We start from the raw sequence: 16,395 nt of genomic DNA, 5'->3' as shown, positions 1-16,395 counted from the left end.
CGTTTGACCAACAACGGATTTATTTCAACGACTTAAAGAAACGGTGATTATAAATTTCCTTCCAGATTTCCTTGATGCTTAGGTCGAGATTATATCAGTCGGAATTTCAGCCAGACGGTGAATTAGAATTCCTTTCAAGGAAAAGAATTCCTTACTGTTTCCTAATGGAGCGCAAGGAAGTTCAAAAGAATTCCTTGCCCATTGCATTCCTCCTCCGCCCTTGCAAAGGAGGCATTCCGCTGCACGTCGCATGGCCTTTAGAGCGTTTTACAGCCGACCCAGCAGCTCCATCGTTCACAAAGCAACGAAGCGGGATCAAACCCAGGAGCACGCGGGAGCGCTTCATCTTGATAGTCGCGAGGCATCGCCCGGCGTCCATTGGGTCGCTCGCGCTGGGGGGAGGACTTTGGAAGGCACAGGTTAATGTAGCGGATGGGTGCTAGCGCTCGTCTGCCGACGACAGGAGAGCCGCACCTTAGTGTTTTCGCTGACGTTGACACTAAGCAGAAGGGCAGTGCCATGAAAGCTCTAACTAAATGCTCAGGCAGCACTCGCTCAGGGCTACTATGCGACGCCTGCATTACGGAGAGACGCCTCCGCCGCTTGTCGGGGTCCAACGATATTTCTCCGAACAAACCCAAAAAGCGACAAAAAACTAAACCCTTGATTTTGCTTGCTTTGGAAATTTTAGTTGACTCTAGACCCCATATTTTTTCCAAAAAAAGACGAAATAACTTCCCTCAGAGTACAATATTTTTTCCCCAGACAAGACAATCGATGTTTGGACCGAGCGCCCAGCTGCCCGCCATCATTCAAAAACACTGATGATATCCATAAAATCTATTCGTTTGTTTGATGGGATGGAAACACCCATATTCTAGGCATGAAACAAGCGTCCTCCGCCGAGGAAAGGAATAGGCCATGACGACGATTACGCACACCAAGACGCCTTCAAGCGAAGCCCATCTGCATATTGCCGACTACGCCCGCAAACTGGTTCGTGCATGGCATCAGTGGCAGGCCGCCCGCGAAATCGAATCCATGCCTTTCGACATGCGCAAGGACATTGGCTGGCCGTCGGCGGATGACGCGGATGAGCGCAAGGTTATGTAATGAATCCGACATTCCTCCCCGTGTGAAAGCGGCGCCTCGCATTTGTGCAGCGCCGCTTTCTCCGTCTTGACGGCCACCATATTAAATCTTGAATTTCCGTGACATATATTTTTGGCAATCGCCCTTTTTTGAACTTTTGAAGGCAGCGATCGTCATTTGACCTTCGTCAATTTCAGCAATGTCGCAAATTTGCTCTTTGCGGCCGCATATATCCATGAGAATGTCGCTTTCAGGATATCGAAACGACGTATTCCAAGCAACGAATAGTGCATTCGACCTCGAGCACGGATTTGTCTCATGAATAAGATGTCGCATAAGCAACAACGCTCTCTTGTCTTCTTCATGGTTCCGCAGTTTACGATGCTGCCTTTTTCAGCGGCAATCGATACGCTGCGCATCGCCAACCGTATGCTCGGCTACCAGGCCTATACGTGGCGGCTGACCTCGGTTGACGGGCAAAAGGTCTATTCTTCCTGCGGCATCGGTATCGAGGCAAATACGTCGCTTGCCGACGAGCGCCGCAACCTCGGTGGCGAGCATCGCCCGAGCATGGTGCTGGTCTGTTCCGGCATCGATGTCGAAGACTTCAATAACAAGTCCGTCAGCGCTTGGCTGCGCGAATCCTACAATCGCGGCGTCGCCGTCGGGAGCCTCTGTACGGGCGCACATATCCTCGCCCAGGCGGGGCTGCTGAATGGCAAGCGCTGTGCGATCCATTGGGAAAACCTGCCTGGCTTCTCCGAAGCTTTTCCGCAGGCCGAGGTCTACGCCGATCTCTATGAAGTGGACAGCAATCTCTATACCTGTGCTGGCGGCACTGCTTCGCTGGACATGATGCTGAATTTGATCGGCCAGGATTTCGGCGAAACGCTGGTGAACCGGGTCTGCGAGCAGCACCTGACCGATCGCGTGCGCAGCCCGAACGATCGCCAGCGCCTGCCGCTGCGCGCGCGCCTCGGCGTCCAGAATGCCAAGGTTCTTTCCATCATCGAACTGATGGAGGGCAACCTTTCCGAACCGCTCTCGCTTCTGGAGATCGCCGATGGCGTCGATCTGTCGCGCCGGCAGATCGAACGGCTCTTCCGCCAGGAAATGGGGCGCTCGCCGGCCCGCTACTATCTGGAAATAAGGCTGGATCGCGCCCGCCATCTGCTGGTGCAATCGTCCATGCCGGTGGTCGAAGTGGCGGTCGCATGCGGCTTCGTCTCTGCCTCGCATTTTTCTAAGTGTTATCGCGAACTCTACCACCGTTCGCCGCAGCAGGAGCGAGCCGAGCGCAAGATGACGATGGCAACGGCACGCCAGGCCATCGCAGCCTGACAATGGCAAAGCGGCTATTGAGCCGCCTCCTCCGTCATACGCGCGTCGGAATAGACCTGATTGCGACCCTTGTGCTTGGCCATATAGAGAAACTGGTCCGCGGCGTTCAGGTAGTTGTCGAAGGTTTCGTGGTCGGAAATTTCGGCAACGCCGATCGACACGGTGACGGAAAGCTCTTCGTCATCCGCCATCACCTTCAGGCGTGAGATGTCCGACCGTATCTCGTCGCACAGCTTGGTCGCGGCAATCGAGTCCATCATCGGGAACAGGATCGCAAACTCTTCGCCGCCGAGGCGCGAAAGCAGACGATCGCTCCCCTCGAAGATCGCCGCCAGCCTGCCGGCGACCGCCTTCAAGACTTCATCGCCGATTTCATGCCCATAGGTATCGTTCAGCCGCTTGAAGTGATCGATGTCGAGGATCGCAACGGCGCTCGCAGCCTTGTGACGCAGGCAGTCATTCACCAGCTTCGGTCCAAGGTCGTAGAAATAGCGGCGATTGTAGAGCCCCGTCAGATAGTCGCATGCTGCAGCCGCGCGAAGCTGCTTCAACTGTATCAAGGTCTCGACGTTGTTGGCGATCCGGCATTGCAGTTCTTCGGCGACGAACGGCCTGTAGAGAAAATCGGATGCGCCGGCCTTCAGAAAGCTCGCAGAAAGCATGCGATCGCTCGAGGATGAGACCCCGATGATCCGCAGCCTGTCAGAGCCAAAGCGCCGCCGTATCCGCCGTGTCAATTCGTAACCGCTGATGTCGGGCATTTGATGATCCGTGACGACAACCTCGATATCGTCGTAGGCCTCAAGCGCGGCGAAGGCTTCCAGTCCGGATGCGGCTTCAACTACCATATATTGCTGCGCCTCGAGCAGCCCGACAAGGACCTGGCGCGCGGAAGCGACATCGTCGACCACGAGAACCCGCGTCTTCCGATTCGACAATACCCGTCTGACGCTGGCAACAACGTTGTCGAGCGCGAACTCGTTGTCCTTCAGCACATAATCGATGACATTGCGCTCCATGATGCGGTTGCGCGTATCGAGGTCGAACGTGGCGGTGAAGACAATGGTTGGAACAGCAGCCTTTATGGTGCAGTCGAGCGCCTCGCCATAGGGGGCGTCCGGCAGATTGAGGTCGACGATCGCCATGCTGTAATCAGTCGGCGACTGGGCGATCGTCTCTTCGAGCATTTTGAGGGAGGAGCACGGTTTGACGTTCAGCCCCAGTTCGGCATGAAGCCGGTGGCACAAAACGGCGGAGAACATCCGGGAATCTTCAACCAGCAGTAACCGCTGGCCGCCAAAGCGTGGCCCGGACCCATCCCGATGGAGATCCTCCCGGACAGCCATTCACTCCTATCCCCCAGAAAGCCGCAGCGGTCCGAATCGATCATCTTCTCGGCTTATGTGAAGATAACTCACACAAACACGCCTGAGAAGATATCGAAACTTGGCAATACCGGAAATTGCAGAAATCTCGATCTCAAGCGCGTGAGAGCGCCTCCGCCTACCATCGTCGGGCGGAGGCAGCGCGTCAGGCAACGGCACGCTCCTTGCGCATCGACTGGATTTGCAGCAGCGTGTCCAGATTCTGGTTGACGCGGCAATAGAACTCCTCGTCGATAAATGGTCGCAGCATGAAGTCGTTGCCGCCAGCCTTGAGGAAGCGCGCCGACAGCAGCCGGTTCGACGATGACGACACCCCGATGATGCGGAGTTCATGGGAGCCGATGCTGGCGCGGATGCGCCGGGTCAGCTCGAATCCGTCAATGTCGGGCATGTTGTAGTCGGTGATCATCAAACCGATGTCACGGTTCGCCTTGAGGATCTCGAGAGCCTTGGCGCCGCTGTCGGCTGTACTGACCCGGAAATTGTAGCGTTTGAGACGGCTTGACAGCAGGGCGCGTGCCGTCGGGCTGTCGTCGACGATCAGAACGTGGTGACGATGATTGGTGAGGAATCGGCAGATCGATTCCGCAAGCAGGTCGACCGCGAAGACATTGTCCTTGAGGATGTAGTCGACAATGTCCTTGGCCATCAGCTTGTCGCGCATGCCTTCCTGGAAGGTGCCGGTAAAGACGATGGTTGGGATGCTGAGGTCGACCAGATACTCCAGAGCCTCGCCGTTCTCCGCGCCTGGCAGGTTGATGTTGGAGATGGCGAGCGTGATCGGGTCGGTCGACTTGTCGTAGGACAGCTGCAGCTCTTCGAAACTCCGGCAGATTTCCACATCGATATCGAAGAGCTCCTTCAGCCGCTTGCCGATCATCGACGTAAATACGTTCGAATCCTCCGCCAGAATAATGCGCGCATCAGCAAACATGCCTCCGGAATATTGCATTCCCGAAATACCCAAAAACGCCATTTCCAAACCTTTTGATGAAACTCCTGTCCCCGGTTCAAATCGGTACAATACCGGGTTTGAATAAGTATTAATCGGCCGTGTTCTCTAACCAACAAAAAGGCGGCCACGAGGGCCGCCCTGACATTCTTCAAAACATGCTTAAAAGACTATGCGCGCAGCGCCGCATTGTCTGGATCGAAGGGGCTCTCGCCAACGACAGTGGCGTTATACGTCGTCCCGAGGATCTTGATCTTGAGCTTGGTACCCTCCTTGGCGTAGTCGGGCCGCAGCATCGCCAGCGCAAGCGAGCGGTTGATGCGGTAGCCGAACGTGCCGTTTGTCGCACGCCCGACAAGCTCGCCAGCCTCGTTGTAGATGGCCTCCGAACCGCGGGCATCGACATCGTTGCCGGTCTCGACAACGAGGGTCGCGAAGTTCCACTTCAGGCCCTTGTCCTTATAGGCCAGCAGCCCGTCGCGGCCGAGGAATTCCTTCTCCGGCTTGATGAAGCGATCAAGCGCCGATTCATAGGCGTTGTACTCGATCGACATCTCGCGCGGGATGAGGCGGTAGGACTTTTCGACCGACATCGACAGCATCGCGCGAATACCGAAGGGCTTGATACCGAATTCGGCGCCCGCTTCCATCAACTGATCGAAGATGTAGTTCTGCATCTCGATCGGGTGATGTAACTCCCAGCCAAGCTCGCCGACGAAATTGACGCGCAGCGCATGAGCACTCGCAACGCCAATCGAGATCTCTTTGCCGGAAAGCCACGGGAAGTCCTTGTTCTCAAGGCTCGTGCGTGTGAGTTTCTTGAGGAGGTCACGTGACTTCGGGCCGGCCAGCACAAGCACGCCGAGCCGCTGGGTGATCTGCTGAAGGCGAACGGAACCGTCCTTCGGCGCCAGCTTGCGCAGGTAATCGTGGTCGTGCGCCTCGTAGGCGCCTGCGGAGACGAGATAGAAGCGGTTTGGCGCCCATTCGTAGACCGTGAACTCGGCTCGTACGCCGCCGTGGACTGTCAGCATGTGGCAAAGAGCAATGCGGCCGCGCTTCTTCGGGATGGCGTTTGCAAAGATCGATTCGAGCCAGGCGCGCGCACCAGGGCCGGAGACCTCCATCTTCGCGAAGGCCGACATGTCAAGCACGCCGACATTCTTGCTTACGTTCGTGACTTCGTTGCCGACATGCTCGAAATAGTTCGAGCGACGGAAGGACCACCTTTCGAGGATGCGGCCGTCTTCTTCAGGCGATGAGTGGTTATGGTTGGTGAGGACATCTGCGCCGACGCCGAGCTGGTCCTTCGGCAGATCGTAATCCTCGGGGGCAAACCAATTGGCACGCTCCCAGCCGTAGACAGAACCGAAGACGGCGCCCAGCTTCTTCAGACGCTCGTAAACCGGCGTTGTCTTCAGAGGGCGCGCAGCCTCCCGCTCTTCGTCTGGATAGTGCATGGTGAAGACGTTCGCGTAGGCCTCTTCGTTCTTGGCGATGAGATATCCTTCGGTTGCGTAAGGGCCGAAACGACGGGGATCGACGCCCATCATGTCGACAGTCGGCTCGCCGTCGACGATCCATTCCGCCAACTGCCAACCGGCGCCGCCGGCTGCGGTGATGCCGAAGGAGTGCCCCTCGTTGAGCCAGAAATTGCTGAGGCCCGGCGCGGGACCAACGATCGGGTTACCATCAGGCGTATAGGCGATGGCGCCGTTGTAGACTTTCTTGATGCCGACTTCGCCGAATGCCGGAACACGGGTGATAGCAGTCTCGATATGCGGCATCAGGCGATCGAGCTCTTCCTGGAAGAGTTCGTATTCGCTCTCGTCCGACGGACCGTTGACATAACAGACCGGTGCGCCGTGCTCATAAGGGCCGAGAATGAGGCCACCATTCTCTTCGCGCATGTACCAGGCGCTGTCGGATTCGCGCAGCACGCCCATCTCCGGCAATCCCTTGGCCTTTCGCTCGAGGATAGCCGGATGCGGCTCGGTGACGATGTACTGGTGTTCGACGGGGATCACGGGGATGTTGATGCCGACCATCTCGCCGGTTTTGCGGGCGAAGTTGCCGGTACAGCTGACGATATGCTCGGCGGTGATCTCGCCCTTGTCTGTCGTCACCTTCCAGAGACCGTCGGGCTGCTGCTCGATCGCTGTGACCGTGGTGTTGCGGTAGATCGTGGCGCCGCGGTCGCGGGCACCCTTGGCGAGCGCCTGCGTCAGGTCGGCCGGCTGGATATAGCCATCGTCCGGATGCTGGATCGCGCCGAGAAGGCCGTCCGTCTCACAGAGCGGCCAGATTTCCTTGACCTGCTCCGGCGTCAGCACGTTGACCTTGACGCCGATCGTTTCGGCGATGCCGGCATAGTACATGTATTCGTCCCAGCGATCCTTGGTGCGCGCCAGGCGGATGTTGGAGACTTGGCTGAAACCGACATTCATGCCCGTTTCCTGCTGAAGCTCCTGATAGAATCGAACGGAGTACTTGTGGATCTGGCCGACCGAATAGCTCATGTTGAACAGAGGCAGCAGGCCGGCGGCATGCCACGTCGAACCGGAGGTCAGTTCCTTGCGTTCGATCAGGACGACATCGTCCCAGCCCTTTTTGGCAAGGTGATAAAGCGTCGAAACGCCAACGACGCCGCCGCCGATGACCACTGCGCGCGCATGTGTCTTCATGGAGAATTACCCTCTGTTCTACTAACCTGTCCGACGAATGCCGCCGACGGAAATCGCCTTTGCGAACTATGCAGCGACGTCGGGCTTGCCAAATGCCTGTTTACGACATGGGAAAAGCTTGCCGCGACTGCATGCAAATAGGCAAGCCGCAAAAGGCCTTTGACCGAAAATCCGTGGACAGAAATTGCGATCAGAGAGAAACGTCGTTCACTTTACGACGGCCGATCCCTTGATGATGTCGATCGTTTCACCGCCATTTAGACCGATCCGGTCGCCGTCAGGCGCGGTGATGAAGCAGCCCGACGGGCAGAACGTCTCCGATGCGCCGGGATCGAGCACGAGCTGCATCTTGTTGCCGCCCTCAGTCAGGACGATCACAACAGCCGCGCTGTCGGTGTTGGTAATGGAAGCTGCGTGAGTTTGGCCTGCGGCCACGAGCGAAAGAAGCAGTACGACGGCAAATCTTGCCATACAGTGCGGCGCGGATCATGCGCCCTCCCTTGGAGCGTCTCGGCGCTGCTGCCCCCAGCAACGAAAACCCGATTGCACACGTTATACGGCGACCGCTCTGAACGATCGCTGAACAACGCCTTTACCCCTTGAGATTGCCATCAGCCGACTTGCCGCGCAACCGGCGCACCGTGCCGGCCTCCTCGTCCAATTCGCTCGTCTCGGAAACGTTGTCGATCTTTGCCGGCGGCTTGCCTGCGTTGGCCGCTGCTCCAACCTGCTCCGGCTGTCGATGGAACACGACGTCGCTCTGCGGAAGAGGTATTTCGATACTCTCCTCCCTGAACCGCTTCAGGATCGCGATGCGGAGATCATTCCTGACTTTCAAGCCGTCACCCATGTCGGCAAGCATGAAGCGCAGCTCGAAGTCCAGCGAATACGGCCCGAAACGGAGGAATTCCACGTGCGGCTCAGGATTGCGAAGAACCACGGGCACGGCGTTTACCAGCTCCAGCAGGATGTCCATGACCTTCTGCGGGTCGGAATCATAGCTCACCGAGACCGGAATTTCGGAGCGCCCCATCTTGTTGCGATGGGTCCAGTTGCCAACAGACGCATTGATCAGTTCGGAATTCGGCACGATGATCGACTGCTTGCGGAACGTCTCTATTTCGGTCGCGCGCACGGAAATCCGCTTTACGATACCTTCAGCAGCCCCGGAGACCACGTGGTCGCCAACCTTGAATGGCCGCTCGACCAGCAGAATCAGGCCGGAGACGAAGTTCGACACGATGTTCTGGAGGCCGAAACCGATACCGACCGACAGTGCAGAGGCAACGAGTGCGAAGCTGGAGAGGTCGATGCCCGCGGCGGAAACGCCGACGATCGTCGCAAGACCAACGCCGAGATAGCCGATACCTGTCTTGACCGAGTTTCGGACGCCAAGGTCGACATGGCTGCGCGCCATGACGTTGCCGTCAAGCCAGCGCTGGATCCAGCGCGTCAGCAGGTAACCACCGGCAAAGAGCAGGATGCCGGTCAATATCCCGACCAGCGAGATGCTGATGCCGCCCAGCCTGACCTCCGTGAGAAGGCGATAGGCGATGAGTTGAAGATCCTGGATATGGAAGCCCCACAAGAGCAGTACCAGCGGGATCCCAACCATCAGGGCGATGCCGGAGATGCACATGCCGACCAACAGTCCCGCCTGGTCGATGGCGACCGGACCAAGCTTGAAGCGCCTTTGGAGGAAGCGACCAAGCGATGTCTCGCCGAAGGTTTCGCTGCGCGAAATCGCCCTCCCCGACAGAAGACCAATATAGGTCGTGACGATGATTGCACCGGTGATAATCAACTGTGTCGCGACGAAGCGCGCAAGGCCGACATAGCCGGTCAACGCCGTTATGATCAAACCTGCACCCAGCACGCGCAGAATGATCGCCATGCCGCGCGGCCAATGGCGTCCCGGCGCGTCCGGATCCCCGTTTCGCGCCAGCATCGGCCGGCCGAAAGACGCTGCGATCAGGATGAAACCAATGATCAAGGCTGCAATCAGACTCTTGACGACGGTCAGGACGAGTGGAGACCCCATCGCTTCGCTGATGCTGCCGAAGAGGTAGTCAAGCGCATTGACGGCTGCCATCGCAAGCAGGCAGGCGCCGATGGAGCTCGCACCGCGGTTGGAAAGCCTGACAAGACGCCAATGTGGCTCCCTTGGTGCGAACACCGCATTGGTGAAGCGCCTGACGAAATAAATCAGGCCGATCGATCCGAAGAGCGCGCCGATGATCGGCGCGATATCCGGCCTCAGAACGTTGAAACCATTGAGGAAGAAGTAAGACGTCACCAAGAGGGCAGCAAGCGCAAACGTCCTGATCAGCGTCGACCAGAAAGCGATGGAGAGACGGTTGATATAGGAGGGCTGCTCTTCCGTCTCCTTACGCTGAAGGTAACGACCAAAGATGCGGTAGCCGCCAGACAAGAGCACCATTGCCGTCATGAGGGACATGAAGATGGCCGCAAAGAACGCAAAAGCCTTGAACTTCAGAACGAATCCCAGCCAGCTGCTGAGCGCCTGGATGAACTCCGAGCCTTCCTGGACGAAGGCGCGTGCCGCATCGTCGAGGACGGAAAACGAGATGTCGGTACGCCGCAGCAAGGTGGCGGCAAAAAGCTGACGGCGGGTTTCGGCAATGCGGTTGCCGAGCTTACCGATGGAGGCGGACAGGGTTTCGGCATCGCCGGTGACGGCATTGATCTGGGCACGCTCCGCCGTCAGGGCGTTGCGTTCGGTCGTGACGATCTCCGCCTCCGCCGGCTGACCTTCCTTCGGTGGGTCGCCTAGCTCGGTAAGGCGGCTCTTGATCTGGTCGAGCCGCGGTCTGAGGCCAACGGATATGTTGAGAACCGAGCGGCCAAGTTCGTCGGTCTGTCCAGCGAGAGCCACCAGCGCATCATCATCGTCGCTCTTCTGCTTGACGGCATCCTCCAGCGAGACGAGATCTTGCTTTGCTTTCTCTATCGCCTTTGCGGCCTGCTCGATTGGATTGTCAGCACCAGACGCCTGCTCGGTCGCTTGTGGCTGTTGCGAAGCCTGCGGTTGCGGTGCCTGCGCGCTTGCAAGGTTCGCGGCGGCGGCCGCCAGCGTTGCAACAAGGAGAATGCGAAGCAAGAGTCGTATCGGCCGCAAAATATCCCCACTCGGGTTTGCTGGATCAAAATTGGATTTCCAGCTTTTCATAAGAAAGAAAGGCGACAGAAAGGCGACGCGCTCAGAAGCCGGCGCCCGGCTGTGCCAGATATTCCAGTTCTGCCGTGGTCGATTGCCGCCCGACGATGACATTTCGATGCGGAAAGCGACGGTAGACTGCAATCACCTCCCGGTGGCGAAGCGCATAGTCGACATATTCCTCATCGCCAAGCGCCCTGAACAACGCCACGGCACGCTCCTGCTCCTCCAGATCTTCACAATGCTCGAAAGGCATGTAGAAGAACGTCCGGCATTCCGGGCTGACTTGCTGGTCCGCTTCGGCTTCCAGCGCGAGCTTTGCCTCGCGCAGCGCAAGCCCATCGGTGGCGAACGCGAGCGGTGTCGCACGATATATGTTGCGCGGAAACTGATCGAGCACGATCACTGCGGCAAGCCTGCTGTTCGGGGTCGAGCGCCATTCCTCCGTCACGCCACGCGAGAGTGCAAGATGGGTGTCGCGGAAGCGCTGGCGAATATCCCGATCAAGGTCCAACGTCGCCTTGAACCATTGGTCACGCCCGCACTCCTCGAACCAGAAGTCGAAGACCTCTTGCGGCGTGCAGATATATCCGAGATCCATATTTCCTCCTGACAAAGGCCGACCGCAAAGCGACCAACTATTTCGTGCCGATCTTGTGACCCGACACTTCGGCGCCTGCATCCGGCGCCAGCTGCAGGAAACGCAGTGACGATATGATACCGATTGCTCCGACGACAAGAAACGTCCAGCGGAAATCGATGAGCCCGGGACCTTCAACGCTACGCAAAGCGACGGAGATGTTGAGCGCCGCCGCCGCGATCGCGACGCCAAGCAGCATCGAAACTTGCTGCAGCATACTCGAGAGCGTGGACGCAGAGCTGCGCTGCGCTGGATTAATGTCGGCAAAAGCCAACGTGTTTAGTGCCGTGAATTCCATCGACCGCGAGAGGCCCGCAATCATCAGCAGCGCGTAGATGATCGCGCGTGGCGTCTCGGGCACGAGAAAGCCGCAGGCCGCAATCGACAAGGCGGCAATCATCCCATTGAAGAAGAGCACGGTGCGAAATCCAAGCTTGGCGAGCAGCGGCGTCGTCACGGCCTTCATGCCGAGATTTCCGAGGAAGTACACCAGCAGATAGGCACCCGCCTCGATCGAGCTCAGTGCGAAGCCGAGTTGGAAGAGGAGCGGCAAGAGGAACGGCGTGGCATTGATCGCGACACGGCTCGCCGTCCCAGCCGAAAGGGTCGCAATCGCATATGTCTGCACCCTGAAGGCGGATAGATCGAGCAGCGGATTGCTGACCCGCAGGAAGTGTCGCGTCGCCATGACAGACAATGCAATGCCGGCCGCGAGCATCAGCAGGATCGGCAGCAGGCCGCCATCCCATTTCACGGAGAGTTCAAGCGCCGCCAGCAGGAAGGTCAGCCCGCCAGCGCTGAGAACGAATCCCAGCATATCGAGCCGGCCGGCATCCTCTTCGCGCTGCTCCGGCACAAAGCGAAGAACCAGCGCCATACCGAGCACGCCGATCGGCAGATTGATGAGGAAGTTCCAATGCCAGCTTGCATAGGTGGTGATGAAGCTGCCAAGCAGCGGACCGATAACGGGAGCCGTCAGCGCCGGCCAGGTAATCAGCGCGATCGCCTGGACGAGTTCCGATTTGCGGGCATTCTTCAGGACAATGATCCGGCCGACCGGCGTCATTAGTGCGCTGCCCGCTCCCTGCACGGCGCGAGCGACGACAAACTCGGCAAGGCCGCCGGAGAGCCCGCAGAACAGCGAGGCGACGGTGAAGACGGCAATGGACGCCATGAAGATCCGCCTTGCGCCGTATCGATCCCCAAGCCATCCCGAAAGTGGAATGAAGGCCGCCATCGTCAGCATGTAGACGGTGATGCCGATACTCATCGACACCGGTTGAACACCGAAACTCGCGGCCATCTGCGGCAGTGACGTAGTGACGATGGTGCCATCGAGGATCTGCATGAAAAACGAAACGGCGACGACCAGCGCTACGATCTTTGCCCTGCGGATGCTCTCCGCATCGTCTTTCTCTGTCGTCTGCATAGCTATCATTGATCTGCCGGTGTGAATTGGATGCAGGAACGGGCAGGAAGCCGGATCCGATAAGTGCCGAATAGCACTACCGCTAGATAGGCCGATCGGTGCAATGCGGAAAGAGAAAATCCTGAGATCTCAAAGGATTTTGATCTCCGAAAGGCCATCCAGGCACGCCGCAGGCACCTCGCGTTGCGCGAAATTTCGAAACAAAAACAATTGACAGCTACATCTTCTGCGGCCACCGTGGCCCGCAGGGGCAGCGTCAATGTCATCTCAGCGGCCGCGCGGTGGCACCCGGCTCCTGACGCAGCGTCGCTTCACCATTCACGTGACCGGACTCGGAGCACAATTCGATGATCGACACGCTGCTTGTTCTCAACACCGGCTCATCGAGCCTCAAGTTTCAGATTTTCGAGGATCAGACCCTGGACGTGCTGATGAGCGGCAAGGTCACCGGCATTGGTGACACACCTGAGATGCGCGCCAAACTCCCCGGTGGACAAGAGACGCAAACCTCCCTGCCCGCGAACACGGATCACGATTCGGCGCTCAGCGCCGTGATGGACCTCATCGGCGGGCACGACCACGCCTGGCGCACAGCGGCGGTTGTACATCGCGTCGTCCATGGCGGGCAGGATTTCGCAGAGCCCGTCATTGTCACGCCCGAGGTGATGTACCGCCTCGAAGCGCTGATCCCGTTGGCGCCGCTTCACCAACCGCACAACCTCGCCGGCATCACCGCTTCTGCCAGGCTCGCAAGCGGAGCGCCCGATATCGCCTGCTTCGATACCGCCTTCCACGCGGGACACGACGAATTGACCAGCAGCTTCGCCCTGCCACAGGAGATGCGCGACAAAGGCGTTCGCCGCTATGGTTTCCACGGGCTTTCTTATGAATGGATCTCGCAGGTGCTGTCCAGGGACTATCCGGACCTTTGTGCCGGCAGCGTCGTCGTCGGCCACCTCGGCAACGGCGCCAGCCTCTGCGCGCTGAAGAACGGCATCAGCGTAGATACCACGATGAGCATGACCGCGCTCGACGGCATACCGATGGGAACGCGCAGCGGATCAATCGATCCCGGCGCCGTCCTCTACATGCTTCACGACTTGGATCTCGGCGTCGAGACGGTCCAGGATATCCTCTATGAGCGTTCCGGCCTGAAGGGATTGTCCGGTATCAGCAATGACGTCGAGGCGTTGCTTCGCAGCGACGATCCGCACGCCGCCTTCGCCCTCGAATATTTCGCTCTGAAAACGGCCCAGCATGCCGCGATGATGGCCGTCTCCATGGGCGGGATCGATGCCTTTGTCTTCACGGGCGGGATCGGCGAGCACGCCGGCCCGGTCCGCGAGGCAATCCTCGGAAGGCTCCGCTTCCTCGGTGATTTCAAGACGCTCGTGATCCCGACAAACGAGGAACGCCTGATGGCAACGCACGCCAAAAAGCTCCTACGCTCGGCAGCCTAGGATCTCCAATCAGGCCAGGCTCAGCTTGTCGATAAGGCCGCTGACGCCCTTGACGTTCTCCACCAGCACGCGGATGGCGCGGCGTTCCAGGTCGCTGGATACCGTCCCTTCAAGCACTACTCTGGAATCCTGAACCGATACCTTGATCGCATCGGTGTCGAGACCGAGGTCGCCCTGCAGTCTTGCTCGAATGGCACGAGCGAGGGCATCGTCACCACTTGCCGTTCTCTCGGCCGGTGCAGCAACGATGCCCTTCAGGAGATCGATGCGGCTGACAATGCCAAGGAGTCGCTTGCCGCTGACGACAGGAACACGCTTGATCTTGTGCTGGAACATCACCTCGGCGACGGTCGCCGCGGGCGTGTCGGGCGTAACGCTGATCACGCTTGCGGACATGACATCTGATACCCGCCAGCTGCGGCTGCGGATATAGTCGTCGAAATCGACGAGCGATGTTTCATCGGGGTTGCCGGCGGACCTGCCGCCGCCAAATTCGATGCGGCGAAGCAGGTCGCCCTCAGTCAGCAGGCCACAAATGTTGCCATCGTTGTCGATCACAGGCAGGCCGCTGATGTTCTTGGCAACCATCAGGTCGATTGCCTGATGCACGCTGCTGTCGGCGCTGATCGTCGTGATGTCGGTATTCATGATGTCTTGAGCAAACATGATAATCCCATCGCACTCTGGAGGAAGTCGAATGGTGCCGATCGGATGCCAAGCGCAAACAGCGCATACATCGGCCGCCGAAAAATATTGCGCAAATCGGCGCGCAAGTCGATCAGCGATCACGATCTTAATTTCAACCTGAGAGATTAGTTTTCAATCGCGCGCAAAACAGTTGCGAAGGCCGCGACCGACGCGTCTGTCCGTGAAGCGGAGGTGTGCCGGGGAAGCGGCACCTTCGCCTTCCGGCCAAGCGTCGGCCGGAGTGTTCAATGGCTCCTTTAGGGATGGCGGCACGGCGGTGGCTCAGCCGAGAAGGTTTCTGATGGCCCGCATGAATACCCGCGAACCGATGGCAATCAGCTCATCGGGAAAGTCGTAGTCGGGGTTGTGCAGGCGCGGATGATCTTCGCCTGCCCCGAGAAAGAACATCGCGGCGGGCGCCACGGTCCGGAACACACCGAAGTCTTCCGATGCTTTCATCGGCAGCAGGCTGCTCGCATCGTCATGGCTCACGCCCTCGTCATCCAGCGCCTGGCGCAACTGCGCCACTGCTTCGGCGGAATTGTAGCACTGGTGGAACACGTCCTCGTAGCTGATCTCCACCTGCAACTGTCCGGCTTTCGCCTGGGTCAGTACCAGTTCCTCGGCGCGCGAAACCAAGGCAGTCATCGCTTCATCGGTCAGCGTCCGCAAGGTTGCCCAGATTTGCGCTTCACCGGGACTGATGCCGAACGCCGGTTCCCCCAGACGCGCATGTGTGACCGTCACCAGCGAGTAATCCGGGCCCAGCGAACCGTTGTTCCCCAGTGTTGTCAGACCATCGAGCAGCCGCGCCATCGCGAAAGTCGGCGCAATACCTTGCTCCGGATACGAAGCGTGCGATGTCTTGCCCTTCAGAACGATCTTCATTCCGCGCGATGCGCAATTGACCGGCCCTGCCTTCAGCAGGACGTGGCCGAGCCGGACGCCTGGGAAATTGTGAAGTGAGAGCGACATATCCGGCGTCAGTGCCGCAAACTTCGGATCCGCAAGCACGGCCGCCGCGCCCGCACCGTTCTCCTCGGCCGGCTGGAACATCAGGATTGCCCGCCCTCTCGCAGGCCGCCTCTGCCCGAGCCCTTTTGCGAGCGCCATCAGGATCGCCATATGGCCGTCATGGCCGCAGAGGTGACCCTTACCCGGGACGGTCGAGCGGTGTGTTACATCGGAGATTTCGTCGATCGGCAGGCCGTCCAGTTCCGCACGGATCATGATCGTTCGGCCTGACGCCGCCCCCTCGTAGACGGCTGCTAGGCCATGTCCGCCGATGTCGGCAACGATGCGATCGGGTCCGGTGAGACAGAGTTCCTCTTTCAGCCGCAACGCGGTTTGCGCCTCTTCACCGGACACTTCCGGATTACGGTGAAGCTCACGCCGAAACGCCTTGATTTCGCTGAATTCTCCATCCGTCAGAAACATCGTCAAAATCCCGGGAATACAATGACCTTGCCGCACGAAGCGCTCCGGGCACGAACCTAGCCTGTCCGTCATTCATAGTCGATGGAGAAGGTCGCCGGTAGGATCCGAGC

At 58.7% G+C, this 16,395-nt stretch carries 12 protein-coding genes; 3 read left to right on the top strand and 9 right to left on the bottom strand.

Going from position 1 to position 16,395, the window contains the following annotated elements; translation table 11 throughout:
* Positions 1 to 921 precede the first annotated feature (921 nt).
* Both LPU83_RS48595 and LPU83_RS48590 read left to right on the top strand, forming a co-directional pair.
* Entirely contained in the window at positions 922 to 1,113 is a 192-nt protein-coding gene (locus tag LPU83_RS48595) for a hypothetical protein (RefSeq protein WP_024314081.1), read from the top strand.
* 297 nt (positions 1,114 to 1,410) lie between these two features.
* Positions 1,411 to 2,433: a GlxA family transcriptional regulator gene (locus tag LPU83_RS48590; RefSeq protein ID WP_024314080.1), complete on the top strand. Its 1,023-nt coding sequence runs from the start codon at positions 1,411 to 1,413 to the stop codon at positions 2,431 to 2,433.
* A gap of 14 nt (positions 2,434 to 2,447) precedes the next feature.
* Here the strand turns inward: LPU83_RS48590 and LPU83_RS48585 are convergent, their stop codons facing one another.
* The 7 genes from LPU83_RS48585 to LPU83_RS48555 form a co-directional block, all read right to left on the bottom strand.
* Entirely contained in the window at positions 2,448 to 3,779 is a 1,332-nt protein-coding gene (locus LPU83_RS48585; protein ID WP_024314079.1) for a diguanylate cyclase, read from the bottom strand.
* Between the two features lie 184 nt (positions 3,780 to 3,963).
* Positions 3,964 to 4,794: a response regulator gene (locus LPU83_RS48580; protein WP_024314078.1), complete on the bottom strand. Its 831-nt coding sequence runs from the start codon at positions 4,792 to 4,794 to the stop codon at positions 3,964 to 3,966.
* 146 nt (positions 4,795 to 4,940) lie between these two features.
* On the bottom strand, positions 4,941 to 7,454 hold the full coding sequence (locus LPU83_RS48575; RefSeq protein WP_024314077.1) for a GcvT family protein: 2,514 nt from the start codon (positions 7,452 to 7,454) through the stop codon (positions 4,941 to 4,943).
* 207 nt (positions 7,455 to 7,661) lie between these two features.
* Entirely contained in the window at positions 7,662 to 7,925 is a 264-nt protein-coding gene (locus LPU83_RS48570; protein WP_024314076.1) for a hypothetical protein, read from the bottom strand.
* Positions 7,926 to 8,046: 121 nt separating this feature from the next.
* Positions 8,047 to 10,644, bottom strand: a complete 2,598-nt coding sequence (locus tag LPU83_RS48565; RefSeq protein ID WP_051166641.1) for a mechanosensitive ion channel family protein — start codon at positions 10,642 to 10,644, stop codon at positions 8,047 to 8,049.
* Between the two features lie 31 nt (positions 10,645 to 10,675).
* Entirely contained in the window at positions 10,676 to 11,233 is a 558-nt protein-coding gene (locus tag LPU83_RS48560) for a DUF924 family protein (protein WP_024314074.1), read from the bottom strand.
* 37 nt (positions 11,234 to 11,270) lie between these two features.
* Positions 11,271 to 12,710: an MFS transporter gene (locus LPU83_RS48555; protein ID WP_024314073.1), complete on the bottom strand. Its 1,440-nt coding sequence runs from the start codon at positions 12,708 to 12,710 to the stop codon at positions 11,271 to 11,273.
* 338 nt (positions 12,711 to 13,048) lie between these two features.
* Between LPU83_RS48555 and LPU83_RS48550 the strand changes: the two genes are divergently transcribed.
* Positions 13,049 to 14,161, top strand: a complete 1,113-nt coding sequence (locus LPU83_RS48550) for an acetate/propionate family kinase (RefSeq protein WP_024314072.1) — start codon at positions 13,049 to 13,051, stop codon at positions 14,159 to 14,161.
* Positions 14,162 to 14,170: 9 nt separating this feature from the next.
* Here LPU83_RS48550 and LPU83_RS48545 read toward each other — a convergent pair whose 3' ends face one another.
* Positions 14,171 to 14,827: a CBS domain-containing protein gene (locus LPU83_RS48545; RefSeq protein ID WP_024314071.1), complete on the bottom strand. Its 657-nt coding sequence runs from the start codon at positions 14,825 to 14,827 to the stop codon at positions 14,171 to 14,173.
* A 303-nt stretch (positions 14,828 to 15,130) separates the two neighbouring features.
* Positions 15,131 to 16,285: an amidohydrolase gene (locus LPU83_RS48540; protein WP_024314070.1), complete on the bottom strand. Its 1,155-nt coding sequence runs from the start codon at positions 16,283 to 16,285 to the stop codon at positions 15,131 to 15,133.
* Positions 16,286 to 16,395 lie beyond the last annotated feature (110 nt).

The sequence above is a fragment of the Rhizobium favelukesii genome, from assembly GCF_000577275.2.
Taxonomy (GTDB): domain Bacteria; phylum Pseudomonadota; class Alphaproteobacteria; order Rhizobiales; family Rhizobiaceae; genus Rhizobium; species Rhizobium favelukesii.
This window is presented reverse-complemented; position numbering and strand designations above follow the sequence as displayed.